Origin of the sequence: Thermomonas mangrovi (assembly GCF_028201335.1) — a bacterium.
Taxonomy (GTDB): domain Bacteria; phylum Pseudomonadota; class Gammaproteobacteria; order Xanthomonadales; family Xanthomonadaceae; genus Thermomonas; species Thermomonas mangrovi.
Genome location: NZ_JAPEVV010000002.1, coordinates 550,962 through 577,959, shown reverse-complemented (window position 1 = coordinate 577,959; position 26,998 = coordinate 550,962). Strand labels below are relative to the sequence as shown.

The 26,998-nt window shown below is 70.8% G+C and carries 23 protein-coding genes; 20 read left to right on the top strand and 3 right to left on the bottom strand.

All coding sequences use genetic code 11. The annotated features are described in order from the left end of the window. Positions 1–11 precede the first annotated feature (11 nt). The 4 genes from recG (at position 12) to ON759_RS06465 (ending at position 4,946) form a co-directional block, all read left to right on the top strand. Positions 12–2,105 (top strand): ATP-dependent DNA helicase RecG, encoded by a 2,094-nt coding sequence (recG, locus tag ON759_RS06480; RefSeq protein WP_271679537.1) that lies wholly within the window; start codon positions 12–14, stop codon positions 2,103–2,105. 96 nt (positions 2,106–2,201) lie between these two features. After that, complete coding sequence (locus tag ON759_RS06475) at positions 2,202–3,140, top strand: nucleoside hydrolase (RefSeq protein ID WP_271679536.1); 939 nt, start codon at positions 2,202–2,204, stop codon at positions 3,138–3,140. A gap of 84 nt (positions 3,141–3,224) precedes the next feature. Further along, positions 3,225–3,467, top strand: a complete 243-nt coding sequence (locus ON759_RS06470) for a type B 50S ribosomal protein L31 (protein WP_271679535.1) — start codon at positions 3,225–3,227, stop codon at positions 3,465–3,467. 189 nt (positions 3,468–3,656) lie between these two features. Next, the gene (locus ON759_RS06465; RefSeq protein ID WP_271679534.1) at positions 3,657–4,946 is read left to right on the top strand and encodes a citrate synthase; all 1,290 of its coding nucleotides are present in this window, start codon (positions 3,657–3,659) and stop codon (positions 4,944–4,946) included. Positions 4,947–5,019: 73 nt separating this feature from the next. Here the strand turns inward: ON759_RS06465 and ON759_RS06460 are convergent, their stop codons facing one another. Continuing rightward, the gene (locus ON759_RS06460) at positions 5,020–5,694 is read right to left on the bottom strand and encodes a hypothetical protein (protein WP_271679533.1); all 675 of its coding nucleotides are present in this window, start codon (positions 5,692–5,694) and stop codon (positions 5,020–5,022) included. 73 nt (positions 5,695–5,767) lie between these two features. Beyond that, positions 5,768–8,245, bottom strand: coding sequence for a penicillin-binding protein 1A (locus tag ON759_RS06455; RefSeq protein ID WP_271679532.1), 2,478 nt, complete (start codon positions 8,243–8,245; stop codon positions 5,768–5,770). A 242-nt stretch (positions 8,246–8,487) separates the two neighbouring features. Between ON759_RS06455 and ON759_RS06450 the strand changes: the two genes are divergently transcribed. The 16 genes from ON759_RS06450 to ON759_RS06375 all read left to right on the top strand — a co-directional run bounded on the left by ON759_RS06450 (position 8,488) and on the right by ON759_RS06375 (position 24,986). After that, positions 8,488–9,546 (top strand): pilus assembly protein PilM, encoded by a 1,059-nt coding sequence (locus ON759_RS06450; RefSeq protein WP_271679531.1) that lies wholly within the window; start codon positions 8,488–8,490, stop codon positions 9,544–9,546. Then, on the top strand, positions 9,546–10,157 hold the full coding sequence (locus tag ON759_RS06445) for a PilN domain-containing protein (RefSeq protein ID WP_374380045.1): 612 nt from the start codon (positions 9,546–9,548) through the stop codon (positions 10,155–10,157). Before ON759_RS06450 ends, ON759_RS06445 begins: the two co-directional genes overlap by 1 nt. After that, positions 10,154–10,870, top strand: a complete 717-nt coding sequence (locus ON759_RS06440) for a type IV pilus inner membrane component PilO (RefSeq protein ID WP_271679530.1) — start codon at positions 10,154–10,156, stop codon at positions 10,868–10,870. Before ON759_RS06445 ends, ON759_RS06440 begins: the two co-directional genes overlap by 4 nt. Before the next feature lies 1 nt (position 10,871). Then, positions 10,872–11,390 (top strand): pilus assembly protein PilP, encoded by a 519-nt coding sequence (locus ON759_RS06435; protein ID WP_425608451.1) that lies wholly within the window; start codon positions 10,872–10,874, stop codon positions 11,388–11,390. 14 nt (positions 11,391–11,404) lie between these two features. Continuing rightward, positions 11,405–13,402 carry a type IV pilus secretin PilQ gene (locus tag ON759_RS06430; RefSeq protein WP_271679529.1) on the top strand — a complete coding sequence of 666 codons (1,998 nt, stop codon included), beginning with the start codon at positions 11,405–11,407 and terminating at the stop codon, positions 13,400–13,402. Positions 13,403–13,547: 145 nt separating this feature from the next. Further along, a complete protein-coding gene (locus ON759_RS06425) occupies positions 13,548–14,540 on the top strand; it encodes an AAA family ATPase (RefSeq protein WP_271679528.1) in 993 nt (330 codons plus the stop codon). 26 nt (positions 14,541–14,566) lie between these two features. Beyond that, a complete protein-coding gene (locus tag ON759_RS06420) occupies positions 14,567–15,496 on the top strand; it encodes a DUF58 domain-containing protein (protein WP_271679527.1) in 930 nt (309 codons plus the stop codon). Further along, positions 15,493–15,948 (top strand): DUF4381 domain-containing protein, encoded by a 456-nt coding sequence (locus ON759_RS06415; RefSeq protein ID WP_271679526.1) that lies wholly within the window; start codon positions 15,493–15,495, stop codon positions 15,946–15,948. Before ON759_RS06420 ends, ON759_RS06415 begins: the two co-directional genes overlap by 4 nt. Continuing rightward, positions 15,945–16,946 (top strand): vWA domain-containing protein, encoded by a 1,002-nt coding sequence (locus tag ON759_RS06410; RefSeq protein WP_271679525.1) that lies wholly within the window; start codon positions 15,945–15,947, stop codon positions 16,944–16,946. Before ON759_RS06415 ends, ON759_RS06410 begins: the two co-directional genes overlap by 4 nt. After that, complete coding sequence (locus ON759_RS06405; RefSeq protein WP_271679524.1) at positions 16,943–18,703, top strand: tetratricopeptide repeat protein; 1,761 nt, start codon at positions 16,943–16,945, stop codon at positions 18,701–18,703. Before ON759_RS06410 ends, ON759_RS06405 begins: the two co-directional genes overlap by 4 nt. Beyond that, complete coding sequence (locus ON759_RS06400; RefSeq protein WP_271679523.1) at positions 18,700–20,307, top strand: BatD family protein; 1,608 nt, start codon at positions 18,700–18,702, stop codon at positions 20,305–20,307. The genes ON759_RS06405 and ON759_RS06400 overlap by 4 nt, the downstream gene beginning before the upstream one ends. Positions 20,308–20,364: 57 nt before the next feature. Then, positions 20,365–21,699, top strand: coding sequence for a dicarboxylate/amino acid:cation symporter (locus ON759_RS06395; protein WP_374380119.1), 1,335 nt, complete (start codon positions 20,365–20,367; stop codon positions 21,697–21,699). Between the two features lie 122 nt (positions 21,700–21,821). Next, positions 21,822–23,807 carry a transketolase gene (gene tkt, locus ON759_RS06390; RefSeq protein WP_271679521.1) on the top strand — a complete coding sequence of 662 codons (1,986 nt, stop codon included), beginning with the start codon at positions 21,822–21,824 and terminating at the stop codon, positions 23,805–23,807. Between the two features lie 21 nt (positions 23,808–23,828). After that, positions 23,829–24,218, top strand: a complete 390-nt coding sequence (locus tag ON759_RS06385) for a DUF2946 family protein (RefSeq protein ID WP_271679520.1) — start codon at positions 23,829–23,831, stop codon at positions 24,216–24,218. 137 nt (positions 24,219–24,355) lie between these two features. After that, positions 24,356–24,502: a hypothetical protein gene (locus tag ON759_RS06380; RefSeq protein ID WP_271679519.1), complete on the top strand. Its 147-nt coding sequence runs from the start codon at positions 24,356–24,358 to the stop codon at positions 24,500–24,502. Positions 24,503–24,524: 22 nt separating this feature from the next. Further along, complete coding sequence (locus tag ON759_RS06375; RefSeq protein ID WP_271679518.1) at positions 24,525–24,986, top strand: copper chaperone PCu(A)C; 462 nt, start codon at positions 24,525–24,527, stop codon at positions 24,984–24,986. A 9-nt stretch (positions 24,987–24,995) separates the two neighbouring features. On the opposite strand, the gene ON759_RS06370 is transcribed toward ON759_RS06375, so the two are convergent. Then, positions 24,996–26,951: an acetyl-CoA hydrolase/transferase C-terminal domain-containing protein gene (locus ON759_RS06370; protein WP_271679517.1), complete on the bottom strand. Its 1,956-nt coding sequence runs from the start codon at positions 26,949–26,951 to the stop codon at positions 24,996–24,998. Between the last annotated feature and the right edge of the window lie 47 nt (positions 26,952–26,998).

The window sequence follows — 26,998 nt, the reverse complement described above, 5'->3', positions numbered from 1 at the left end:
AGCGACGGCAGATGCCGGTCGCACGCCCCCACGCCTTCACGGATGCCGACAGCCCGCTGTCCTCGCTTCCGGGGGTCGGCCCGGCGCTGCGCGAGAAGCTCGCCGCCCGCGGCCTGGTCGGCTTGCAGGACCTGTGGCTGCACCTGCCGCGCGGCTACGAGGACCGGACCGCGCTGGCGCCGATCCGCGGGCTGCAGCCCGGCGTGCCGGCGCAGGTCGAGGGCAGGGTGGAGGCGGTGGAGCGCGGTTTCCGCTACCGGCCGATGCTGCGGGTCGCGTTGTCCGACGAATCGCGCGGCACGCTGGTCCTGCGCTTCTTCCACTTCCGTGCGCAGCAGGCGGCGCAATTCGCGCCCGGCACGCGGGTGCGCGCCTACGGCACCCCGCGCCCCGGCCAACTTGGCCTGGAGATGGTGCACCCGAGCTATCGCCTCCTCGGCGATGGCGATGCCCCCTTGGGCGACGCCCTGGATCCGGTGTATCCGGAGATCGAGGGCATCGGCGCCGGCAACCTGCGCAAGCTGATCGGGCTGGCCCTGCAACGCCTGCCCGCGGGCGACGCATTGGAGCTGCTGCCCCCCGGCATCCTCGCCGAGCTCGACCTGCCTCCACTGCGCGAGGCCTTGCGCCTGCTGCACAACCCGCCCGCGGATGCGGACCTGGCGGCCTTGCAGGCGGGCTTGCATCCGGCGCAGCGGCGGCTGGCGATCGAGGAATTGCTGGCGCACCAGCTGAGCCTGCGTCGGCAGCGGATCGCGTTGCAGTCGGAGGGCGCGCAGGCGCTCACCGGCGAGGGGATGCTGGTCGAGCGGCTGCGCGGCGCGCTGCCGTTCGCGCTGACCGCGGCGCAGGCGCGGGTGTTCGCGCAGGTGCGCGAGGATCTGGCGCGGCCGCGCCCGATGCTGCGGCTGGTGCAGGGCGACGTGGGCAGCGGCAAGACCGTGGTCGCCGCGATGGCCGCGCTGCTCGCGGTCGAGCAGGGCCTGCAGGCCGCGCTGATGGCGCCCACCGAACTGCTGGCCGAGCAGCATTTCACCAACCTGTGCGGCTGGCTGGAACCGTTGGGCGTGCGGGTGCGCTGGCTGGCCGGCAAGGTCACCGGCAAGGCGCGGCGGTCGGCGCTGGAGGAAGTCGCCGACGGCACCGCGCAGGTGGTCGTGGGCACGCACGCGCTGATGCAGGAAGGCGTGGCCTTCCACGACCTGGCGCTGGCCATCGTCGACGAGCAGCATCGCTTCGGCGTGCACCAGCGGCTGGCCTTGCGCGACAAGGGGCGCGCCGGGGTGCCGCACCAACTGGTGATGACCGCCACGCCGATCCCGCGCACGCTGGCGATGAGCGCCTACGCGGACCTCGACGTCTCCGCGATCGACGAACTGCCGCCGGGACGCACGCCGGTGGCGACCATCGCCCTGGCTGCGGAACGACGCCCGGAGCTGATCGAACGCATCCGCGCCGCATGTGCGGAGGGGCGCCAGGCCTACTGGGTCTGCACCCTCATCGACGAGTCCGACGAGGTCGTCGCGCAGGCTGCGCAGGGCACCTTCGAGGCCCTGCAGGCCGCGCTCCCGCGGCTGCGCATCGGCCTGGTGCACGGACGCCTGAAGCCGGCCGCGAAGCAGGCGACCATGCTGGCATTCAAGCAGGGCGAGCTCGACCTGCTGGTGGCCACCACCGTCATCGAAGTCGGCGTCGACGTGCCCAACGCCTCGTTGATGGTGATCGAGAACGCGGAACGCCTGGGCCTGGCCCAGTTGCACCAGTTGCGCGGGCGGGTGGGCCGGGGCAGCGCGGCGTCGAGTTGCGTGCTGCTGTACCAGTCGCCGCTCTCGGCCATGGCGCGCGAGCGCCTCGACACCCTGCGGCGGACCAACGACGGCTTCGCCATCGCCGAGAAGGACCTGCAACTCCGCGGCCCGGGCGAGTTGCTGGGCACCCGCCAGACCGGCCTGGCCAGTTTCCGCATGGCCGACCTGGTGCGCGATGCCGACCTGCTGCCGCGGGTGCATGTGCTCGCCGACCGCCTGCTCCAGGAATCCCCGGAGATCGCCGACCGCATCGTCGCGCGCTGGGTGGGCGGTGCCGCCCGCTACGCCTCCGCCTGAGGCCCGTCGGTCTGGCAATGCCGGCGCGGCTCCGTACACTGGCCGGCCGCGCCCGTTCCGCCCGCGAGGGCGGCCCGCCGAAACCGAAGATGGACGATGACGAACCCGCGCATTCCCCTGCTGATCGATACCGACCCCGGCGTTGACGACGCGCTGGCGCTGCTGATGGCCTTCGCCGACGCCCGCCACGAGGTGGTCGGCCTGACGATCGCCGCCGGCAACGTCGGCCTCGGCCATACCGTCGCCAACGCGCTGAAGCTGTGCGAGGTCTGCGCGGTGGACGCGCCGGTATTCCCGGGCGCCGCGACCCCGCTGGTGCACCCGGCGCGCGACGCCGCCTACGTGCATGGGCGCGACGGCTTCGGCGACACCGGCTATGCGCCCGCCGCTCGCACCGCCGAGGATGAACACGCCGCGCTGGCGATCCTGCGCCTCTCGCACGTGCATGCCGGGCGCCTGGTGCTCGTCGCGCTGGGCCCGCTGACCAACCTCGCGCTGGCCCTGCGGCTGGACCCGAGCCTGCCGCAACGCGTGGCCCGCTGCATCGTGATGGGTGCCGCGGTCACCGCGCACGGCAACATCACCCCGGCCGCGGAATTCAACATCGCCTTCGACCCGGAGGCCGCGCACATCGTGTTCAGCGGCTTCCCGAAGATCGAGCTGGCGGACTGGGAAGCGGTGCTGGCGCATGGCTACCTGCACGCGGACGTCGAGCGCTGGCTGGCCGCCGATTCGCCGCGCGCGCGCTTCTACGCAGGCGTCTCCGCGCATACCCGCGCCTGGTCCCGGGCCGGCCGCGGCGAGCGCTGGCATGCAGCCGATGCGCTGGCGATGGCGATGGCGCTGCAGCCCGAGGGCGTGCTCGAAGCCGTGTCGCGGCCGCTGGCGGTGGAAATGGCCGGCCAGCACACCCGCGGCGCCACCATCGTGGACTGGAACCGGCAGGGCGGCGCGCCGGACAACGTCGACATCCTGGTGCGGTACGACCAGACCCGGTTCGAAGGCATGCTGGAAGCGGCCCTGGCGGCCGGCTGACCCCGCCCGGGGACGGCTTGCGCCGGTCCACGGGCAGCGGCTATAATGCGCGGCTCAGTCCCGCTCCAACTCAGGTTTCAAGCCATGAAAGCCGGCATCCATCCCGAATACCGCGACGTCGTCTTCCAGGACGTGACCTCGGACTTCAAGATCCTGACCCGCTCGACCCTTTCCAGCAAGGAAACGGTGAAGTGGGAAGACGGCAACGAGTACCCGCTGGTCAAGGTGGAAGTCTCGTCCTCGTCGCACCCGTTCTACACCGGCCAGAACAAGCTGATCGACACCAGCGGCCGCGTCGACAAGTTCCGCAAGCGCTACCAGAAGTAAGCGCGCGCACCTCGCTGCACCGACGGCCACCCATGCGGTGGCCGTTCGCGTTTCCGGGTCCCCGGCAACGCGCGCATGCGACTTTCGTCCGGGTCGCCTTCATCGGGCCCTGTGCGATAATTCCGGCTTCCCATGCGCCGGCGCATGGCCTGCGGGCCGGCGTCGCGCGGACCCCACCGGAGTTGCGTCGTGCCTGAACTTGAGCAGATCACCCTGACCGCGGGCGAGAAGTCCGTCGACATGCCCGTCCTGCACCCGACCCTGGGCCAGCCCTGCATCGACATCGCCAGGCTGCCCAAGGAAACCGGCTGCTTCACCTACGACCCGGGCTTCGGCGCCACCGCCAGCTGCAAGTCGGCGATCACCTACATCGACGGCGATGCCGGCGTGCTGCTGTACCGCGGCTACCCGATCGAGCAACTGGCCGAGAAGTCGACCTTCACCGAGGTCGCCTACCTGCTGATGCACGGCGAGCTGCCGACCCAGGGCGAACTGGAGAAGTTCGAGCACGAGGTCACGCATCACACGATGATGCACGAGGCCTTCCGCACCTTCCTGTACGGGTTCCGCCACGACGCCCACCCGATGGCGATGCTGACCGGCATGCTCGGGTCGCTGGCGAGCTTCTACCACAACGACCTCAACCTCGAGGATCCGGAGCAGCGCCGCCTGGCGGCGATCCGCCTGATCGCCAAGGTGCCGACGATCGCCGCCGCCTGCCATCGCTATTCGATCGGCTGGCCGATCCGCTATCCGCGCAACAACCTCGACTACACCACGCGCTTCCTGCACATGATGATGGAAGTGCCGAGCGAACCGCTGGAGCTGAACCCGGTCGCGGCGAAGGCGATGGACCTGCTGTTCATCCTGCACGCCGACCACGAGCAGAACGCCTCGACCTCGACCGTGCGCCTGGTCGGTTCCACCGGCGCCAACCCGTACGTCAGCGTGGCCGCCGGCGTGGCCGCGCTGTGGGGACCGGCGCATGGCGGCGCCAACGAGGCCGTGCTGAAGATGCTGGCCGAGATCGGCAAGCCGGAGAACGTGAAGTCCGCGGTCGACAAGGCCAAGGACAAGGAGTCCGGCTTCCGCCTGATGGGCTTCGGCCACCGCGTGTACAAGAACTACGACCCGCGCGCGGCGCTCGTGCGCAAGATGACCCACGAAGTGCTGGGCGCGCTCAACGTCAACGATCCGTTGCTGGAGGTGGCGGTGCGCCTGGAGGAAGCCGCGCTCAAGGACGACTACTTCATCCAGCGCAAGCTCTACCCGAACGTCGACTTCTACAGCGGCATCATCTACAAGGCGCTCGGCATCCCGGTGGAGATGTTCACCGTGATGTTCGCCATCGCCCGCACCGCCGGCTGGGTCAGCCACTGGCTGGAGCAGCAGGAAGACCCGGAGAACCGCATCGGCCGCCCGCGCCAGATCTACACCGGCGCGGCGCAGCGCGATTACACGCCGATGGCCGGCCGCTGATCCCGCGCCAGCGATCCACCACGACGCCCCGCCACGCGGGGCGTCGTCGTTCATGGCCCCGCGGATCCCGTGCTCAGCGCGTGCCGGCTTCGTAGCCGGCGATCTCGTCGTGGGCCAGCAGTTCGCGCAGTTGCGCGGCGGACGCACGCCGCATCGGCTTCTCGTCGACCGGCGACAGCGGCGCCTGGCGTACCACCGCCTCGGGCAGCACGGTGAGGTCGAAGCCGAGCCCGTCCGCGCTGAACACCCACACCGGCGCATCCAGCGCGCGTTCCCGGTCGAGCCGCAGGTGGCGGGTCCGCGCCTCCGCGGGGATGCGGTGCTCCTCGAGCCAGCGCGGCACGGCGTCGGGATCGTCGCTGTGCAGGTGCAGGGTGATCGCGGCGTTCGCATCCGCGGTGCCGTCCAGCACCGGCCCGACCAGCCGGGGCTGGAAGGCGCGGAAGAAGTCGAGGGCGGGCAGGGCGGCTTCGCGCCGGCGCTGCAGGGCGCTGGCCTGGTCCTGTCCGAGGAACAGGCGCTGGTACTCCCGCAGCGCCTCCTCGATCTCGCGGTTGCGCGGCAGCGAGGCGTCGTCGACGATGCCCAGCCGCTGCGCCGCCTTGAGCTTGGCCTGGTGGTAGTCGCGGATGCCGCCCTCGGCCATCAGCCGCGCGGCGGCGTGGGCGACCTGCAGGCGGCGTTCCCGGGTGCGCGTTTCGGCGTGGGTATGGGCATGCGGCTTGGCGTGCTGGCGGGCAGTCGGCATCGCGCGTCCCTCGTCCAAGCCTGCCCCGACTCTACCCCAGCCCTGGTTCGTGCGCACGGGCCGGACCGCCTGCTCAGAAGATGTCGAACGCCTCTTCGGCCGGCTGCGCGTCCTCTTCCGGGGCGACGTCGAGTTCGTTGCGCATGCGCTCCTCGTCCTCGACCTTGAGCCATTCCACAGCGCCGTTGCTGCGCACCTCGACCATCCCCGCCGGCGGATCCGGCACGCGTTCCGGCTGGTCCTTGAGCGCGACCTTCATGTAGCCGATCCAGATCGGCAGGGCCGCCTTGCCGCCGTACTCGCGGTAGCCCAGCGAGCGATAGTCGTCGCGGCCGACCCACACCGTGGTCACGTACTGGCCGCCGAAGCCGGAGAACCAGGCGTCGCGGTGGTCGTTGGTGGAGCCGGTCTTGCCGCCCACGTCCTCGCGGCCCAGGACCTTGGCATCGGTTGCGGTGCCGCGCCTGACCACGTCGCGCATCATCGACTGCAGCTGCCAGGCCACCCGCGGGTCGATCGCGCGCGGGGCGACGACCATCGACGGATCCACCGGCTTGGCCTCGGCGGCCGGCTTGGCCGCCTGCGGCGTGGTGCCCGGCTTCGGCGCAGTAGCCCCGGCCTGCGTGCCGGCAGGGCCGAAATCGAAGCCATCGACCTTGGTGGCAGCCGAGGCGGTCACCGACTGGGACTGGCCGGCCGGCGTCGTGACGGCGCACTGTGGGCAGGCGGTCGGCGGCTTCTCGCGGAAGACTTCGCGGCCTTCGGCGTCGCGCACGTGGTCGATGAACCACGGGGTGACCAGGAATCCGCCGTTGGCGAAGGCGGTGTAACCCCGCGCTACCGATAGCGGGGTCAGCGAGGCGCTTCCCAGCGACATCGACAGGTTGGGGGGCAGGTTGGCCTCGTCGAAGCCGAAGTGGCTGATGTAGCGTCGTGCGTAGTCCACGCCGATCGCATCCAGCAGGCGTACCGAGACCAGGTTGCGGGACTGCACCAGGGCCTCGCGCAGGCGCATCGGCCCGGCGAAGTTGCCGGAGTCGTTCTGCGGGCGCCACATGTGCCCGCGCCGATCCTTGAACACGACCGGGGCGTCGAGGACGATCGAGGCCGGGTTGAAGCCGCGCTCGAAGGCAGCGGCGTACAGGAAGGGCTTGAAACTCGAGCCCGGCTGGCGCCGGGCCTGGGTGGCGCGGTTGAACTTCGAGCCGGCGTAGCTGTAGCCGCCGACGAGGGCGCGCAGTGCGCCGTTGTCCGCGTCGAGCGACACCAGCGTGGCTTGCGCCCGCGGGATCTGGTCGAGCACCCAGTTCGGTTCGGCACCGGTGGCCTCGGCGTCCACCCGCCGGACCCGGACCACGTCGCCGCGTGCCGCCAGCGCCGCCGCCGCCTTCCCGGTCCAGCTGATCGCCGCGCCGCGCAGCGAAAGTTCGGAGCCGTCGGCGAGCACCACCTGCAGGGCGCCATCCCCGCTGCCGGTGACCACGGCGGGCAGCAGCCCGGCCTGCGCCGGCACGTTGCGCAGCAGCTTGCCGATGGCGGCGGCATCCGCCCCGGCCGGGATCTGCACCTGCTGGGTCGGCTTGCGCCAGCCGTGGCGGTGGTCGTAGACCCGCATGCCGTCCACGATCGCCTTGTCGGCCGCGGCCTGCAGGGCTGGGTCGATGGTGGTGGTGACGTGGTAGCCCTTGTTGAGCACGTCGCCGCCGAAGCGCGCCACCATCTCCTGGCGGACCATCTCGGCCACGTACGGCGCGTACACCTCGATGGTGCGCTCGTGCGGGCTGGCGTGCATCGGCACCGCGCGGGCGGCGTCGGCCTGCGCCCGCGACACGAAGCCCAGTTCCGCCATGCGCGGCAGGATGTAGTTGTCGCGCCGGATGCGTGCGCGCTCGGGGTTGTTCAGCGGGTTGCCGCTGGACGGGAACTTGGGGATGCCGGCCAGGGTGGCGGCTTCGTCCAGGCTCAGCTCGGAGAGCTTCTTGCCGTAGTAGAACTCCGCGGCCGCGGCCACGCCGTAGGCACGGTTCCCGAAGAAGCTCTTGTTGAGGTACAGGCCGAGGATCTCGTCCTTGCCCAGCTCCCGCTCCATCTTCATCGCCAGCAGCATCTCGGCGAGCTTGCGGGTGTAGCTGTACTCGCTGCTCAGGAAGAACTGGCGGGCAACCTGCTGGGTGATGGTGGAGCCGCCCGGGACGCGCTTGTCGTCGGTGGTCGCCAGCAGCCAGACAGCGCGGGCCACGCCCTTGAAGTCGACCCCGTGGTGCTCGTAGAAGCGGGCGTCCTCCGCGGCCAGGAAGGCCTGCTTCACCTGCAGGGGGACGTCCTTGATGTCGACCGGATAGCGGCGCATCTCGCCGAACAGCCCCATCAGGCGGCCATCCCGTGCATAGACGTACATCGGCTCCTGCAGCTCGATGTTGCGCAGGCTCTGCACGTCGGGGAGGCGGGACGAGACCGAGTAGAGCACGATCCCGGTGACTGCGGCGCCCAGCAGCACAAATGTGACGGCGCCCAGCAGAAGCCAGCGCAGGGGGCGGGGAAGGCGGGGCATCGACACAGATTCCGATTGCGGCATGCTGGGGCGCGGAGTATAGAGTAGCCATCCGATTGGACCGGTGGCTTGGGGGAGCGACCGGTCGGCGCGGGATGCTGCGTTAGGGAGAACGGGTACCGAGGAATGCGGGCTGCCAGGCAGTGGCAAATTGCGTCAGTAGTTGCCAATGTGTGAAAAGTCCGTTATTCATGTACTTCAGCACCAAGTGCGCGTAAGCGCCCGTGGGAAGGGGAGATACCGTGGGTCTGGTGACGAAAACGCAATCGCCGTTGATCGGCGTTGATATCAGTTCGACCGCGGTCAAGCTCCTGCAGCTGTCCCGCTCGGGCGACCGCTACAGGGTCGAGCACTACGCGGTCGAGCCGCTGCCGCCGAATGCGGTGGTCGAGAAGAACATCGTCGAGGTCGAGGCCGTCGGCGAGGCCATTCGTCGCGCGGTGGCGCGATCCGGTTCGCGGACCAAGCATGCCGCCGCGGCCGTCTCGGGTTCGTCGGTGATCACCAAGCTGATCCCGATGCCCGCTGGCCTCAACGACGATGACCTCGAATCGCAGATCGAGCTCGAGGCGGTGAATTACATCCCGTACCCGATCGAGGAGGTCAACCTCGACTTCGAGGTGCTGGGGCCGATGCCCGGTAACAGCGAGATGGTGCAGGTGCTGCTGGCGGCGTCCCGCTCGGAGAACGTCGAAGTCCGGGCCTCCGCGCTGGAGTTGGGCGGCCTGACCGCCAAGGTCATCGACGTCGAGGCCTTCGCGATCGAGAACGCTTACGCGCTCATGGCGGGTGGCTTGAACGTCCCGCGCGACGGCCTGGTCGCGCTGGTGGACGTGGGCGCCACCATGACGACGCTGAACGTGTTGCGAGGTGGCCGCAGCATCTACACGCGCGAACAGGTGTTCGGCGGCAAGCAGCTGACCGACGAAGTCATGCGGCGCTACAGCCTGAGCTACGAAGAAGCCGGCCTCGCCAAGCGCCAGGGCGGCTTGCCCGAGAGCTACGAAGTCGAAGTCCTGGACCCGTTCAAGGAAGCGATGGTCCAGCAGGTCAGCCGGCTGCTGCAGTTCTTCTATGCCGGCAGCGAATTCAACCGCGTCGACCATGTGGTGCTGGCTGGCGGCTGTGCGTCGATCCCGGGTATCGCCGCGATGGTCGAGGAGCAACTCGGCGTCTCGACGTCGATGGCCAACCCCCTCGCGCACATGACGCTGGGCCCGCGTGTGCAGGCCCACGCCCTCGCGCAGGATGCACCGGCCCTGATGATCGCCTGCGGGCTCGCACTGAGGAGCTTCGACTGATGGCCAGGATCAATCTCCTCCCGTGGCGCGCGGAGCGCCGCAAGGCGCGGCAGAAGGAATTCGGGGTGATGCTGGGCCTGGCTGCGCTGGCCGGCATCCTGCTGACGCTGCTGATCGTCACGATCTACAACGGGCGGATCGCCGGGCAGGAGGCCCGCAACCAGTACCTGCGCGACGAAATCACCAAGGTCGATGCGCAGATCAAGGAGATCGACGAGCTCGACAAGAAGAAGTCCAAGTTGCTGGCCCGCAAGGAAGTCATCGAGCAGTTGCAGGCGAACCGTTCGCAGATGGTCCACCTGTTCGATTCGCTGGTGCGGACGATCCCGGACGGGGTCACCCTGACCTCGATCAAGCAGGAGGGCGAGATCCTCACCCTCAACGGACGGTCGCAATCGAATGCGCGGGTCTCCACCTACATGCGCAACCTGGAGGGGTCGGGCTGGATGACCAATCCCGACCTGAACATCATCGAAGCGAAGGAAGGCAAGCCAGGCCTGCCCTACGAATTCAACCTCAAGGTGAAGCTGGCCAACCCGAACGCGCCCAAGGATGACGAGGGCGGGACGGAGCCGGCGGCGCCGGCGGCTGCGGGAGGGACTGCCAAGTGAGTGCCGATAACAGGAAGGTCAACCTCCGCGATCTCGACATCAACAGCATCGGATCGTGGCCGAGGCAGGCCCAGCTGGTGTTCTGCGGATTCGTGGCGCTGCTGATCGTGGCGCTGGGCTGGTGGTTGTTCGTGCGCGACAAGGGCAACGAACTGGAAGGGCTGGAGGGGCAGGAGCAGACCCTGCGCGCCGACTTCGAGAAGAAGCAGGGGCGGGCCGCGAACCTGGGTCCCCTCAAGCAGCAGCTGGCGCAGATGGAGCAGCAACTGCAGCAGATGCTGCGGCAGTTGCCCAGCCGCACCGAGATGCCCGACCTGATCGTGGACATCTCCCAGACCGCGCTGGCCACCGGGATCCAGAACGAGCTGTTCCAGCCGGGCCCGGAGACCAAAAAGGAGTTCTACGCCGAGAAGCCGATCGCACTGCGCATGGTGGGCACCTACCACCAGTTCGGGGCCTTCGTGAGCGGCGTCGCCTCGCTGCCGCGTGTCGTGATCATGACCATGCACGACATCTCGCTGCAGCCCAAGGATGCGAAGACCAACCCGAACGCGCGGATCGGTCCGAACAGCGCGCTGGAACTCGCCGGCACGGTGAAGACCTATCGTTACCTGGACGAAGAGGAAGCGGCCGAGGCCGCATCGTCTACCCCGGCCGGAGCCGCGGCCGCACCGGCCTCGGCACCCGCCAAGCCTGCGCAGGGAGGTGCCTGAGATGCGCACGCATGATGCCGTTCGTGGCATTCGCTGGTCGTCGCTGTTCCTGTGCGCCCTACTGGCGGGCTGCGGCGGCGCCAAGGGCGACCTCGAGAAATGGGTGGCGGAGGTCAAGGCCCGGCCAGCGCCGCCGCTTGACCCCCTGCCGGTGATGCAGCAGTTCGAGACCTTCGAATACGCCGCGCAGAACCTGCGCGACCCCTTCAGCGAGGCCTTCAGCGGCGCCGCCGGGAGCGGGCCGCGTCCGGATCCGGGCCGTGCGAAGCAGACCCTCGAACAATTCCCGCTCGACAGCCTCGACATGGTCGGGACCCTGGGCCGGGGCCCCGGCATGGTCGCGCTGGTGCTCGCGCCGGACAAGGTGACCTACCGGGTGCGGCCTGGTGCCTACCTCGGGCAGAGCGATGGCCGGGTGACCGGCGTTTATGAAGACCGGATCGAACTGGTCGAACTGGTTCCCGATGGTGCAGGGGGTTGGCTGGAACGGCCGGCCACCATCGCGCTTGAAGACAATTGATTGGGGAGACACCGATGACCGTCACCAACGAGAAGCAGCTGCGGCCCGTCCGGCGCCCCCTGTCCCTGCGCGCGTGCGCGATCGGCATCGCGCTCGGGTTGTATGCGGCCGCTAGCAGCGCGGGCACCGCGGTGCCCGTCGCCGGGATGGGCCAATCCGCGATCGGCGCGATGGCAGATCCCGCGAAGCGCGCACCCGACGGGGTCAGCGTGTCGTCGATCGATTTCAAGCGCGGCGATGGGGGCTCCGGCAAGCTGATCCTGCGCTTCTCCGGCGACGGCGCGGCCCCGGACATGCGCAACATGGGCGGCAATGTGGTTGTCGACATCGGCAATGCCCAGTTGCCCGCGGCGCTACAACGCCCGATCAACGTGGGCGATTTCGCCACGCCGGTGCAACGCATCGATGCGCACGCTACCAGCAGCGGCGCCCAGCTCGTGCTCGGCACTCGCGGCGCCTTCGAATCGATGGCGTACCAGAGCGGCAACGAATACATCGTCGAGATCGTGCCGCGGGCGACCCCGGTCGCCGGGGCCAAGCCGGCCGCGGCCGTCGGCGCCGCCCGCGTCGGCGCGACCAGCAGCGACGCGACCGTGCGCTACAGCGGGAAGCCGGTCACCTTCAATTTCCAGGACGTGCCGGTGCGCACCGTCCTCCAGCTGATCGCCGAAGAGTCGAACCTCAACATCGTCGCCGCCGACACCGTGCAGGGCAACGTCACCCTGCGCCTGATGAACGTGCCGTGGGACCAGGCGCTCGACATCGTGTTGCAGGCCAAGTCGCTCGACAAGCGGCGCAGCGGCAACGTGGTCTGGGTCGCCCCGCAGAAGGAGATCTCGGACTTCGAGCAGGCCAAGGAAGACGCGCGGATCAACCTCGAGGAGCGCGCCGAGAAGGTCACCGAGTACATCCCGGTGAATTACGGCAGCGCCGAGGACATCGCCCGCCTGTTGACCGAAGAGAGCAAGGGCAACACAGTCTCCAACGGCGGCCAGGGCGGCGGCCAGTCGAACATGGACCGCGGCTTCCTGTCGCAGCGCGGCAGCATCAGCTACGACAAGCGCACCAACACCCTGCTGGTGATCGACATCCCGTCGCGCGTGGCGAACATCCGCTCGCTGGTCCAGCAGCTGGACAAGCCGGTCGACCAGGTGGTGATCGAGGCCCGCATCGTGATCGCCAACGAGAGCGTCGCGCGCGAATTGGGCGCGCGCTTCGGCATCAGCGGCGCCAAGGACAATGCCTACTACAGCGGGAACCTGGAAACGAATTCCACGAATCGCAACGCGGATTACCAGGCGCAGCAGACCAACACCACCCTGATCAACAACTACAACGCCTGCCTGGCCGGCACCAACCCGTCCAGCTGCGTGACGCCGACCCTGGTGGGTAGTTCCATCACCCGCGGCCTGATGACCAACCTGCCGGCGACTCTCGAGAACCCGGCGGGCGCGCTGGCGCTGTCGATCCTCAACGCGGGCTACCTGCTCGACATCGAGTTGTCCGCGATCCAGGAACAGGGCCGCGGCGAGGTGATCTCCAACCCGCGCATCGTCACCAGCAACCAGAAGGAGGCGGTGATCAAGCAGGGGCGCGAAATCGGCTACGTGACGTTGACCGGTACCGGTGGCAACCTCACCCCGACCGTCAACTTCAAGGAAGCGGTGCTGGAGTTGAAGGTCACGCCGACCATCACCAACGATGGCCGCGTGTTCCTCAACATGGGCGTGAAGAAGGACGAGCTGGACGGCTTCATCAGCGTCGGCAGCTTCGGCGAAGTGCCGCAGATCGCGAAGCGCGAAGTGAACACGGCGGTGCTGGTCGACGATGGCCAGACCGTGGTGATCGGTGGCGTCTACGAGTTCTCGGACAGCAACGACATCGCCAAGGTGCCGTTCCTGGGCGATATCCCGGTCCTCGGCAACCTGTTCCGCAACAAGAGCCGGACCAAGACCAAGGCCGAATTGCTGGTGTTCGTGACGCCGAAGGTGATGCGCGTCGCCCAGCGCTGATCCGCAGCAGCCACACGCGTCGACGTGACGGGAGCCGCAGGGCTCCCGTTTCGTTTGGGCCTTGCGCGCGGGGCCGGCTTGCCGTGAAGGTGCGAACCTTCCGGGGCGGCCGTGGTCGAACCGGCCGACCCTGCAAGGACATGCCATGGACACGCCCTCACCCGACTTCGCGGCCTTGCACGCCTCGTTCACCGCCCTGCGCGACGACCTGTCGCGCGAGATCATCGGCCAGACCGGCCTGGTTGAACGGCTGCTGGTCGCGCTGCTCGCCGACGGGCACTTGCTGGTCGAGGGCGCGCCGGGGCTGGCCAAGACGACCGCGGTGCGCGCGCTGGCCGCACGCCTGGAAGCGGACTTCGCGCGCGTGCAATTCACCCCGGACCTGTTGCCGGCGGACCTGACCGGCACCGAGGTCTGGCGTCCGCAGGACGGCCGCTTCGAATTCCAGCCCGGGCCGATCTTCCATTCCATCCTGCTGGCGGACGAAATCAACCGCGCACCCGCGAAGGTGCAGTCGGCCCTGCTGGAAGCGATGGGCGAGCGCCAGGTCACCGTCGGGCGGCAGACCTATGCCTTGCCCGCGCTGTTCCTGGTGATGGCGACGCAGAACCCGATCGAGCAGGAGGGCACGTTCCCGTTGCCCGAAGCCCAGCTCGACCGCTTCCTGATGCACGTACGGATCGGCTATCCGCAGGCCGACGCCGAGACCGCGATCCTGCGCCTCGCGCGTGCGCGGGCGCGCGACGCGATGGAGGGAGCGGCCGCGCCGCCGCTGCGCATCGCACAGGCGGAGGTGATGGCGGCGCGAGGCGCGGTGCTGGACGTGCATGTCGCGCCGGCGCTGGAACGGTACATCGTGGAACTGGTGCTGGCTTCGCGCGAGCCCGCCCGTTACGACGCCGCGCTCGCCCGTCGCATCGCCTGGGGTGCCAGTCCGCGTGGCTCGATCGCGCTGGAGCGTTGCGCGCGCGCGCGCGCCTGGCTGGACGGCCGCGACTTCGCCACGCCGGAGGACGTGCGCGCGATCGCTCCGGACGTGCTGCGCCACCGCGTGCTGCCGAGCTACGAGGCCACCGCGGAAGGTTGGGACGGCGAGCGCCTGGTCGCCGAGTTGCTGCTGCGCGTGCCGTTGCCCTGAGGCAGCGGGCGGCAGGCGCGGCTTCGATGGCGATCGACACGGTCCGGGCCATGGCGGATGCCGCGGGCGTGCGGCCCACGCTGGCCGAATTGGTCGCGCTGCGCGCGCTGGCCGACGGACGCCGTCCCGCGCGCCGTGGCGCCAGCGGGGTGCAGGGGCATGCGCTGTCCAACCTGCGCGGTCGCGGGATGGAGTACGCCGAATCGCGCGACTACGCGCGCGGCGACGACGCCCGCCACATCGACTGGCGCCTGACCGCGCGGACCGGCAGGCCACACACCAAGCTGTTCCAGGCCGAGCGCGAGCGGCTGACCCTGTTGCTCGCGGATACCGCGCCGACGCTGTACTTCGGCACCCGCGTGCGCTTCAAATCGGTGCAGGCGGCGCGCGCCGGTGCGCTGGCTGCGTGGACCGCCGTGCGCGACGGCGACCGAATCGCCGCGTTGCGCGGGAGCCGGCGCGAGGCGCCGGTGCCGCCGGCCTCCGGCCCGCGAGGCGCGCTGCGGGTGCTGGACGCGCTGGCGCGCTGGTACGCCACGCGGCCGGACGAGGATGCCGGGCTCGGCATCGCCCTCGACCATGCGAGCCGGTTGCTGCGCCCGGGGTCGCGGCTGGTGCTGCTGGCCGATCCCGCCAGCATCGACCAGGTGCCGAAGGCGCGTTGGTCCGGCCTTGCGTTGCACCACGAGGTGCATGCGGTCCTGCTCACGGATCCGCTGGAACTGGCGCCGCCCGCGGCACGCCTGCCCTTCCGTGGGGGCGACGGGGAACGGGTCGAACTCGCGCTGGATGCGGACAATGTGCGCCAGCGCTGGCGCGGCGAATTCGGGGGCCGCCTGGATGCGGCGCTGGCCCTGCTCCAGGGCTGCGGGGTGCGCGCGATGGCCCTGTCCTGCGCGGATCCCAGCGAGGCCTGGCTGCCGCTGCTCGACCAGCCCAAGGGTCGCGCGCGATGAATGACGCGCCGCTGCAGTTGCTCGACGTGCATGCCGGTACGCCGCCGCCCTGGTGGCCGCTGGCGCCCGGCTGGTGGCTGCTCGCCGCGCTGCTGTGCGCGGCATTGGCCGGGTGGGGATGGCGTGTCCTGCGCCGCAGGCGTCGTCGCGCCAAGATGTTGCGCATGTTCGATGCGGCCGTCGCCGGCGCACCAACGCCACAAGCGCAGGTCGCGGCGATGTCGGACCTGCTGCGGCGTGCGGCCCGCCACGTGCAACCCGGTGCCGAAGCCCTGGATGGCGAGGCCTGGCTGGCGGCGCTGGACGCCGGCTTGCCGGAGCCCGCGTTTGGCAACGGCCCCGGGCGCCTGTTGCAGGACGGCGGCTACCGTCGCGAACTCGCGCCAGCGCAAGTCGAGGCCTTGAGGGTGGTCGCGCGCCTGCGCTTCGCCAGCTGGATGTCGCCGCCATGACCGGCCTGCGCGACTGGCTCGGCGTCGATGGGTTCGCCTGGCCCTGGGCCTTGCTGGCCCTGCTGCTGCCGTTGCTGGTGCGGTGGCTGGTGGCTGCGCCGGCGTCCCGCGAGCCCGCCTTGCGCGTGCCGTGGGGCGAGCGGCTGCGCCGCATCGCGGGGGGCGGCCAGGTGGGGGCGGTGGCCAGGGGATTCCCGTGGCTCGCCTACATCGCCTGGTGCCTGCTGTGCGTGGCCGCCGCGCGTCCGCTGCAGCTCGGCGCGCCGGTCGCCCCGCCGCGGGTGGGGCGCGACCTGATGCTGGCGGTCGACCTGTCGGCCAGCATGGGCGAGGAGGACATGGAACTCGGCGGACGCCTCGTCGACCGCCTCACCGCCGCGAAGGCCGTGCTCGCGGATTTCCTCGACCGGCGCGTGGACGACCGCGTCGGCCTGATCGTGTTCGGCGATCGCGCGTATGCGTTGACGCCGTTGACCCTCGACCGCGACAGCGTGCGCGAGCAGCTCGCCGGCAGCGTGGTCGCGCTGGCCGGGCGCGCGACCGCGATCGGCGATGCCATCGCGCTTGCGACCAAGCGCCTGCAACGGCAACCGGCGGGCGAGCGGGTGCTGATCCTGCTCACCGACGGCGTGAACACCGCCGGCACCCTGGATCCGCAGAAGGCCGCCGGGATCGCGCGCGACAACGGCATCCGCGTGCATGCCATCGCCTTCGGCGGCGCGGGTGGCGCGCTGTCGGTGCTGGGGTTCCAGCTGCCGATGGGGGGCGACGAGGTCGACGAGGCCGGCCTCCGGCGGATCGCGGCGACCACCGGCGGGCGGTTCTTCCGCGCCCGTGACACCGAGGCGCTGGCCGGCATCTATGCCGAAATCGATCGGCTGGAGCCCATCGCGCGGCAGGGCGCGGCGGTGCGCCCGCGGATCGAACGCTATCCGTGGCCGCTCGGCGCGGCGCTGCTGGTCGGCCTGCTCGCGCTCGCGGCGGGGCGGCGTCGATGAACGCGATGTTCGAGGCCCTGTCGCAGCTGCATGTCCTGCGCCCGTGGTGGCTGTTGGGCCTGCTTGCGCTGCCGCTGCTGGCCTGGGGCCTGCGGCGCGCGGCACGCCAGCGCCAGGGCTGGCGGCAGGTGGTGGATGCGCACCTGTTGCCGCACCTGCTCGAAGGCCAGGCCGACCGCCAAGCCATGCGGCCATGGGGCCGCTGGTCCGCGCTGGCGGCGCTCGCCTTGGCGCTCGTCGCGATGGCCGGCCCGAGCCTGCGCCAGGAGGCGATCCCGCTGTGGCAGGCACGGCAGCCGCTGGTGGTGGCGCTGGACCTGTCGTTCGCCACGCTGGCCCGCGACTTGCCGCCCTCGCGCCTCGCGCAGGCGCGCGCCAAGCTCGCGACGCTGTTGCGGGAACGCAGCGGCGGGCAGGTGGCGCTGGTCGCGTTCGCCGAGGATGCCTACACGGTCGCCCCGCTGACCGACGACGCCGGCAACGTGGCGCTGTTCCTGGATGCGCTGGCGCCGGACGTGATGCCGGCCGATGGCCACCGCGCCGACCGCGCGATCGCCTGGTCCGCGCGGTTGTTGCGGCAGGGCGGCTTCCAGCGCGGCCGTATCCTGGTCATGACCGACCGCGCCGATGCGGATGCCTTCGCCGAGGCGGCCCGCGCCCGCGCCAGCGGCTACGCGGTGTCGGTGCTCGGCGTCGGCAGCCCGCGCGGCGGCGTGTTCGAATCACCGGACGGGGTGGGTGATGCGCGCCTCGATGCCGATGCCTTGCAGCGCCTCGCCGCTTCCGGTGGCGGCGACTACCGCGCGCTGGTGCCCGGCGACGACGACTTGCGCGCGCTGGGCGTGCTGGCGCCGGCCGCGGGCGATGCCGAGGCCGCGCAGGGCGAGCAACGCCGCAGCTGGCGCGACGACGGCTACTGGCTGCTGCCGCTGGTGATGCTGCTCGCCTTGCCGCTGTTCCGCCGCGGTGGCGGCCTGGCGCTGTGCCTGCTGCTGGCCCTGGGCATGCCGATGGCGCCGGTGCAGGCGCAATCGCCGTCGCAAGCCGATGGCGGCTGGTGGCGTCGCGCCGACCAGCAGGCGTATGCGCGCATGCAGTCGGGGATCGCCGATTACCGCCAGGGCGATTACCAGGCGGCGATCGACAAGTTCGCCGGCAATCCCAGCGCCGAAGGCCAGTACAACCTCGGCAATGCCTTGGCCAAGGCCGGGCGCTACGACGAGGCCATCGCCGCCTATGACCGCGCGCTCAAGGCACGCCCCGGCATGGCCGACGCGAAGACCAACCGCGCCATTGTCGATGCCGCGCGCAAGCGCAAGCCGCCGCCGGGCGGCCAGCAACCCAAGCAACGCGACGCCAAGCAGCAGCCGGGCCAGCAGGCGCCGCAACCCGGCCAGTCGCCGTCGCAGGACACACCCCGGGACGGCGAGGATCAGGCGAAGGCATCGTCTTCGCCGGCCAAGGCGGGCGAGCAGGCACGCGGGCGTTCGCAGGCCGCGCCAGAACCACCGCGCGATGCGCGACAACAGGCCCAGGCCGATGCCGCGCAGAGGCGCCTCATGGACGAGGTCTTGCGACGCCAGGGCAAGGCGCTGGCCACGGGCCAGCGCCAGGAGCCAACGCCGGAAACCGCGGCGCAGCGCGAACGCAGGCTGGCCAACCAGGCGCAGTTGCAGCGCGTCCCGGATGATCCCGGTGGCCTGTTGCGCGCGCGCTTCCGGCTGGAGGACGCGCGTCGGCGCGGGCAATTGCAGTGAACCGGCATCCGACCCGCTGGTGCGCGCTGTTGCTGTGGCTGTGCGTGCTGCCCGCCTTCGCGCAGACTCGCGCATGGCTGGATCGCGACCGCATCACATACGGCGAGACCGTCACCCTCAACATCGAGACCGGGCTGGACGTGCGCCAAGTCGACTACCGCCCGCTGGCGGCACAGTTCGAAGTCGCCGGGCAGACCGTGCGTCGCAGCTACGACCTGGTGGGTGGTCGCGCGACCACGCGCTCGCTGTTCGCCGTGGGCCTGCGTCCGCGCGGTCCCGGCGTGCTGCAGGTGCCCGCACTGCGCGTCGGCAACACGCGCACCGCGCCGCTGCGGCTGGTGGTGATGCCGCCCACCGTCCAACCGGCGAACGGCGGTGCCGACGCCTTCGTCGAGACCAGCATCGACGCCACCCAGCCCTACGTGCAGCAGGCGGTGGGCGTGGTGGTCCGGCTCAATTACGCGATCCCGTTGCTGTCCGGGCAACTCGACCAGGATCCGCCGGCGCACGCCAGCTTGCAGCGGGTGGGCGAGGACGTGACCTACCAGCGCGAGATCGGCGGGCGCCGCTACAACGTGGTCGAACGCCGGTTCCTGCTGGTGCCCGAGCGCAGCGGGCCGCTGGTGTTGCCGGGCGCGCGCTTCAATGGGCAGGCCGCGGGTGGCTTCTTCGACCAGGTGTTCGACGATGGCCGCAAGCCGCTGTCCGCCGCCTCGGCGAACACCCGCCTGCAGGTGCGGCCGATCCCGGCCGATGCGCCGCAACCCTGGTTGCCGTTGCACGACCTGCGCCTGCGCTACCTGCAGGCGCCGACCCGCGGTCGCGTCGGGGAGGCGGTGACGGTCGAGCTCGAGGTGCAGGCCGACGGCGCCAACGCGGCGCAGCTGCCGGCGCTCGAGTTGCCGGCCTCGGCGGCGGTGCAGGTGTTCGCCGATCCGCCGCAATCCGACGAGCAGCTGGCGGATGGCCGCCCGCGCACGACCCTGCGCCGGCGGATCGCGCTGGTGCCGTTGCAGGCCGGCGCGCTTGCCATCGAAGGACCGCGCATCGCCTGGTGGGACGCGAAGGCCGGGGTCGCGCGCACCGCCCGCCTGCCGCCGCTGCGCCTGCAGGTGGCGCCGGGGACGGATGCCGCACCGGAGATGGGGCCTTCATCTTCGACGCCGGATGCGCTGCGCAGTCCACGCGACGCGCGTGGTTCGCTGCGACTGCGGTGGGGCATCGGCGTCCTGCTGGTCGTGTTGCTGGCGGCGGTCGCGTGGTGGGCGATGCGGCGCCGGCCGCAGGCGTCGGCCTCCGTGGATCGCGCGACGCAGGACGCGCCCAGCCTGGCCCAGGCGCTGGAGGCGGGCGAGCTCGCGGGCATCGCGCAGGCGCTGGTGGCCGCGGCGGGTCCGGGTGCCGACCTCGCCACGGTGCGGGCGCGGCTCGACGATGCGACGCAGTCGGCCGCGCTGGCGCGCTTGCAGGCCGCGCGCTGGGGACGCGACGACCCCGCCGCGGTGCTCGCCGTGTTGCGCCAGGCCTTCGCGGGCGGGCCGCGCTGGCGGCGCGCGTCGGCACGGACATCGCAGGACCCGCTGCCGCCGCTGTATCCGGAGTGAGCGCGGGCGTTTGTTAAGCTGCGCCATCGTCACCATCGCGAGCCACGCATGCATTCGATCGAATCCACCCGGCCGGCGCCGTCGAAGGGCATGGCCCTGCATTTCAAGGTGCTGATCGGATTCGTGCTGGGGACGCTGCTGGGCTTGGCGGTGCATGCGACCGCGGCGGATGCGGGCTGGGTGCAGGCGGTGATCACCTACGCCACCAAGCCCTTCGGGCAGATCTTCCTCAACCTGCTGTTCATGCTCGTCGTGCCGCTGATGTTCTCCGCGCTGGTGCTGGGCGTGGCGGAGCTGGGCGACATCGCCTCGCTCGGGCGGCTGGGCTGGAAAACGCTGACCTACACGGCCACCGTCACCGCGATCGCGGTGGGGATCGGCCTGGTCGCGGTGAACCTGTTCCAGCCCGGCATGCACATGGACCCCGGCCTGGTGCAGCAGGCAATGAGCGGCAACGTGATGAAGGCGGGCGAGATCGTTAGCAAGGGCAACGAACTGCGCCTGATGGACTTGCTGGTGAACATCGTCCCGCACAACATCGTGGGTGCGATGGCCGACGACAAGCAGAAGCTCGGCATCGTGTTCTTCGCGCTGATGATCGGCATCGGCCTGGTGATGAAGCCGACCGCCGGCACGCGCGCGTTCAAGAACGCGCTGCACGGGCTGTTCGAGATCTGCATGCACCTGATCGGGATGTTCATCAAGCTGGCGCCGTACGCCGTCGCCGCCTTCATGTTCAACCTCACCTCGCAGCTCGGCTGGGACGTGATCCGGGGGCTGGCCTGGTTCGTGGTCACCGTGCTGGTCGCATTGGCGATCCACGGCTTCGTGGTGCTGCCGCTGTGGGTCCGCTTCATGGGCGGGATGTCGCCGGTGGCGTTCTTCCGCGGCACGCAGGAGGCCTCGCTGACCGCATTCGCCACCGCATCGTCCACCGCCACGCTGCCGGTGACCCTGCGCGTCGCCGAGGAGAACCTCAAGCTGCCGCGCAAGGTGAGCCGCTTCGTGCTGACCGTCGGCGCCTCCGCCAACCACCATGGCACCGCCCTGTTCGAGGGCATCACCGTGTTGTTCCTGGCGCAGGTCTACGGCATCGAGCTTGGGTTCCCGCAGCAGTTGATGGTGCTGGTGCTGTGCATCCTCGGCGGGATCGGCACCGCGGGCATCCCCTCGGGTTCGCTGCCGGTGATCGCGATGATCTGCGGGATCATCGGGATCAAGCCGGAAGGGATCGGCATCATCCTCGGCGTCAATACCTTCCTCGACATGTGCCGCACGGCCCTCAACGTGAGCGGCGACTTGGCGACCGCGGTGGTGGTCTCGCACCGGAGCGGGGAAAAGGACGTGCCCGACGACGCGACCATGGCGCAGCTGGACGACATGGTGCGCTGAACCGCGCCGCACCCCGGGCGCTGGCAGCCCCCGGGCGCGGATGGGACAATGGGCGGCCCGCATCCCGCCGGGCGCCCGGCGGCTGCCTTGGCATCCGCATCAAGAAGACGCCCACGACGCCCATGACGACGCCCAGCCGCCGCGACCTCGCCAACGCGATCCGTTTCCTCGCCATCGATGCGGTCCAGGCCGCCAATTCCGGCCACCCGGGCATGCCGATGGGCATGGCCGACATCGCCGAGGTGCTGTGGAACGACTACCTGAAGCACAACCCGGCGAACCCGCGCTGGGCCGACCGCGACCGCTTCATCCTGTCCAACGGCCACGGCTCGATGCTGCAGTACGCGCTGCTGCACCTGAGCGGGCACGACCTGTCGATCGACGACCTCAAGCGCTTCCGCCAGCTCGACTCGAAGACCCCGGGGCATCCGGAGAACCACGTCACTCCGGGCGTTGAGACCACCACCGGCCCGCTGGGCCAGGGCCTGGCCAACGCGGTCGGCTTCGCGCTGGCGGAGAAGCTGCTGGCGCAGCGCTTCAACCGCGACGGCCATGCCATCGTCGACCACCGCACCTGGGTGTTCCTGGGCGACGGCTGCCTGATGGAAGGCATCTCGCATGAAGCCGCGTCGCTGGCCGGCACCTGGGGCCTGCACAAGCTGGTGGCGTTCTGGGACGACAACCACATCAGCATCGACGGCGACACCGACGGCTGGTTCACCGACGACACCCCGAAGCGCTTCGAGGCCTATGGCTGGAACGTGGTGCGCGGCGTCGACGGGCACGACCCGGTCGAGATCAAGACCGCCATCGAGACCGCGTTGAAGTCCACCGACAAGCCGACCCTGGTCTGCTGCCGCACCACCATCGGCTTCGGGTCGCCGAACAAGGCCGGCAAGGAATCCAGCCACGGCGCGCCGCTGGGCAAGGACGAGGTGGTGGCGACCCGCGAGGCGCTGGGCTGGACGCACGCGCCGTTCGAGATCCCGCAGGCGATCTACGACGGCTGGCGCGCGCGCGACCTGGCGGCCCCCGAGGCCGATTGGGACGCCCGTTTCGCCGCCTACCGCGCCGCCTTCCCGGCCGAGGCCGCGGAGTTCGAGCGGCGCATGCGCGGCGCATTGCCCGCAGGCTTCGGCGATGCGGCGCTGGCGTTCGCGATCAAGACTCAGCAGGACGGCCCGACCATCGCCAGCCGCAAGGCCTCGCAGAACGCCATCGAGGCCTATGCGCCGCTGCTGCCGGAGCTGGTCGGCGGTTCGGCCGACCTCGCGCATTCCAACCTGACCCTGTGGAAGGGCAGCAAGTCGGTCGCGTGCGACGACCCGAACGCCAACTACATCTATTCCGGCGTGCGCGAATTCGGCATGACCGCGATCAGCAACGGGCTGGCGCTGCATGGCGGCTTCGTGCCCTACGACGCCACCTTCCTGGTGTTCAGCGACTACGCGCGCAACGCGGTGCGGATGAGCGCGCTGATGGACGTGCGCGCGATCCATGTCTACACCCACGATTCGATCGGCCTCGGCGAGGATGGCCCGACCCACCAGCCGGTCGAGCACCTCGCCTCGCTGCGCTACATCCCGAACAACGACGTGTGGCGCCCCTGCGACGCGGTCGAATCGGCGATGGCGTGGAAGGCCGCGATCGAACGCGCCGACGGCCCCAGCTGCCTGGTGTTCAGCCGCCAGAACCTGCCGCACCAGCCGCGCGACGAGGGCCAGTTGCTCGACATCGCGCGCGGCGGCTACGTGCTGAAGGACAGCGTCGGCACCCCGGAACTGATCCTGATCGCGACCGGCTCGGAGGTCGGGCTGGCGATGCAGGCCGCGTCACAGCTCGGCGATGGGGTGCGCGTGGTGTCGATGCCGTCGACCGACGTGTTCGACCGCCAGGACGCGGCATACCGCGAGTCCGTGCTGCCCAAGGCCTGCCGCAAGCGGGTCGCGATCGAGGCCGGCGTCTCCGATTTCTGGCGCAAGTACGTGGGCCTGGACGGCGCGGTGGTCGGCATCGACAGCTTCGGCGCCTCGGCGCCGATCGAGGCGCTGCTGCCGCGCTTCGGCTTCACCGTCGCGCATTTGATCGAGGTCATCGACGGCCTCTGAGCCGCGCTGCATCCTGCCCCGGTGACGACGTTCCGCGCCCCCGCGTTCCAGCACTGGATGGCCCGCCTCGCGCTGGCCGCCGTGCTGTTGCTGGCGCTGGCGCCCACGCTCAGCCGCGCCGCCGCCATCGCGGCGCCGCAGGCGCTGGGCGCGATGTGCACGGCGGATGGCCTCGCGCCCGCCGCGGTGCCGGCGAACGCGGCATGGCCCGCCGACCCGGCCGGTGACTCGTCGGATGCGGCCTGCGATTACTGCCCCCTGCTGGCGCAGGTCACGCCCTTCTCAGCGGTGTCGCTGCCGATGCCGTCGCTGCATGCGGCGCCGCCCCGGCTGCACGACGCGGTCGCATGGCCGTACGCGGCCCGTGCGCAGGCCGGACTCGGCGCCCGCGGGCCACCGCCGCACGCCTGACCCACGCGACCGCGCCGATCCCGGCGCGTCCGGCGTCCGCGAGGCCGCCACCCGTGTGCCAGGAGCATGGCCATGCCCGTTGCACGACCGCACGCCGATGTCCCCTTCGCCGACCGTGGCGCGGGGAGGATCGGCTGATGCCTTACTTCATCTATTTCCTTGCGGCGATCGGCTTCTGGCTGCTCGGCTGGACCGTGGTGCTGGGCATGGCCCTGCTGTCGCGGACCGCCGGCGACCGCCGTCCGCTGAGTCTGCTGGACCAGGACGACGTCCTGGAACCCTGACCCCCCGAATCGAGACGATCCCATGGACACCACGCATTCCCCCCGCTTCGCCATCGCCGCCGCGCTCCTGCTCGCGGTCGCCGGCGCCATCGCCGCCCCCAAGGCCACGCTGCGCGTGGAGGACGCCTGGTCGCGGGCGACGCCTCCCGTCGCGCCGGTCGCCGGCGGCTTCCTCACCGTGGTCAACGCGGGCGACAAGCCGGACGTGCTGCTGGGTGCCGAGAGCGACCTGTCGCAGCGCGTCGAACTGCATGAGATGCGCATGGACGGCGGGATGATGCGCATGCGCGAACTCACCGATGGCTTGCCGGTGCCGGCACGCGGCAAGGTCGTGCTCGCGCCCGGTGGCTACCACCTGATGTTCATCAAGCCCAAGCGCGCGCTGGTGGAGGGCGAGCGGTTCACCGCGACGCTGCGCTTCCGCGATGCCGGCAAGGTGACCACCACGTTCACCGTGCGCGGCATGGGCGCCGGCGCGCACTGAGCCGTCAGGTCAGGCCTGGCGCAGGGCGTGCGCCACCAGGCGTGCGGCCAGGCGTTCGCGCAGGCCGCGGGGTGCGTCCAGCCGCATGCGCTGGAGCGCCTCGTGGTCGGGGGCCGCGTCGCCCGCTAGCGCGGCCAGCAGCGTGCGCAGCGTGGCGAGGCGGCCATCGGTATGCGCCTGCAGCCAGCCCAACGCCTTGACCAGGCGCTGCTCGACCGGGGTGAAGTCGCTGCCCAGCGGGTAGTCGGGCAGGGTGCCGTCGCGCCGGAACGGGGCGAGCGCTGCCCGCAGCCGCTCGGGCGTGTTGCGCGACCACGCAGCCGGCGCGGTGAAGCCGGCATCCAGCTTGCGGTTCGCCCGCGCGTCGTCGAGCAGGCCGGACTGGAACGGCGCCTCGGCGACCGCGGCCATCGCCAGCACGCAGTCCTCGTCGACCTTGGCGCGCAGGTCGGCGATGCCGTATTCGGTGACATAGACGTCACGCAGGTGGCGCGGGATCGTCGCGTGGCCGTAGGCCCAGCGGATGTTCGAGGCGCGGCTGGGGCCGCGCCCGCGCGCCGCGCGCAGCAGCAGGGTCGAGCGCGCATCGGGCAGCGCGTGCGCCATCGCCACGAAGTTGTACTGGCCGCCGACGCCGGACACCACGCGGCCGTCGTCCAGCCCGTCCGACACCGCAGCGCCCAGCGCAGTGGCCATCATGCAGGTGTTGAAGAAGCGCGCATCGCGGCGTTGCAGGCGTTCGCGCGCCTCGTGCCCGCCGTAGAGTTCGTTGACTTCGCCGACCCGGCGCATGCCGATGCCGCGGCGGGTGTCGGCGTCCAGCGTCCGCAGCCACTCGTAGAACGCCGGCGAGCCCAGGTAGAACGCGCCGTGCAGGAATTCGCCCTCGCGCGCGAGGCGTGCGCGGTCGGCGTCGCTGGCGTTGCCGTCGGCGAGACGCTGCATCAGCGCATCGTCGTCCACCACCTTGCGACGCAGGACGCCGTGCTGCACCAGCGCGCGGAAGCCCTCGTTGATCATCTCGCTGCAGCCGTACAGCCCGTGCTCGAACGGCCCGAGGCCACCACTGGCGATGACCGCCGGATGGGTGGCGATGCCCGGACTGAGCGCCTCCAGCACGCGGCGGTAGGCGGCGTTGTCGGTGTGCCGCAGGACCAGCGCGTGGCACAAGGCGTCGGCCAGCGCACCGATGCCGATCTGCAGGGTGCCGCCGTCGCGGACCAGCGCACTCGCATAGAGCCCGATCGCGTGCTCGACGTCGCCGACCGGTTCGCGCGGCAGGGCGAACAGCGGCGGATGCGGCGCGGGGGGCCGCACCACCAGGTCGAACCAGTCGGCATCGACCACCGCCTGCCCGTCCAGCCACGGGAGTCGTGGGTCCACCTCGGCGACCAGCAGCGGCCGCGGCAGGCCGCGGGCGGCGATTGCATCGAGGGTGTCGAAGGTGAGGTCGGTGTTGGACGACAGCGACAGCCGGGTGCCGTCCGCGTTGGCGGCGACTTTCTGCAGGACGAGGTTCACCCCGCGGTCGGCCAGCGCGCGCGCGACATGCGTGTAGTTGAGGCTGGCGTAGCGCCGCTGCGCCTGCGTGGACCCCAGCAGCGCCCCGGATTGCAGGTAGAACTCCTCGACCTCGACATTCGCCGGCAGCGCGTCACGCTTCTGCGCGGCGACATAGGCCAGGCGCGGGAAGTCGTCGCCGTACAGGCGCGCCACCAGCGGGTCGAGGAAGCGGCGCTCGAGGTCGCTGCGCCCGCGTGGCGGGTCCAGCGACAGCGCGGTGTAGACATGCAGGCGACGCGTCGGGTCGGTGGCGACGCGTGCGTACAGCGCATTCAACAGCCGGTGCGGCTTGCCCAGGCCCAGCGGGGCAGCGAGGTGCAGGGGGCCGTCGATGCGCGCAAGCATGGCCTCGACCGCGTGGTCGAGGTCCTGGAGCTCGATGGGCGCCGGGGGATGCGACATGTCCCCAGCTTAGGCCAGGCGGCGCACCTTTGCCTGCTTGCGCGGGG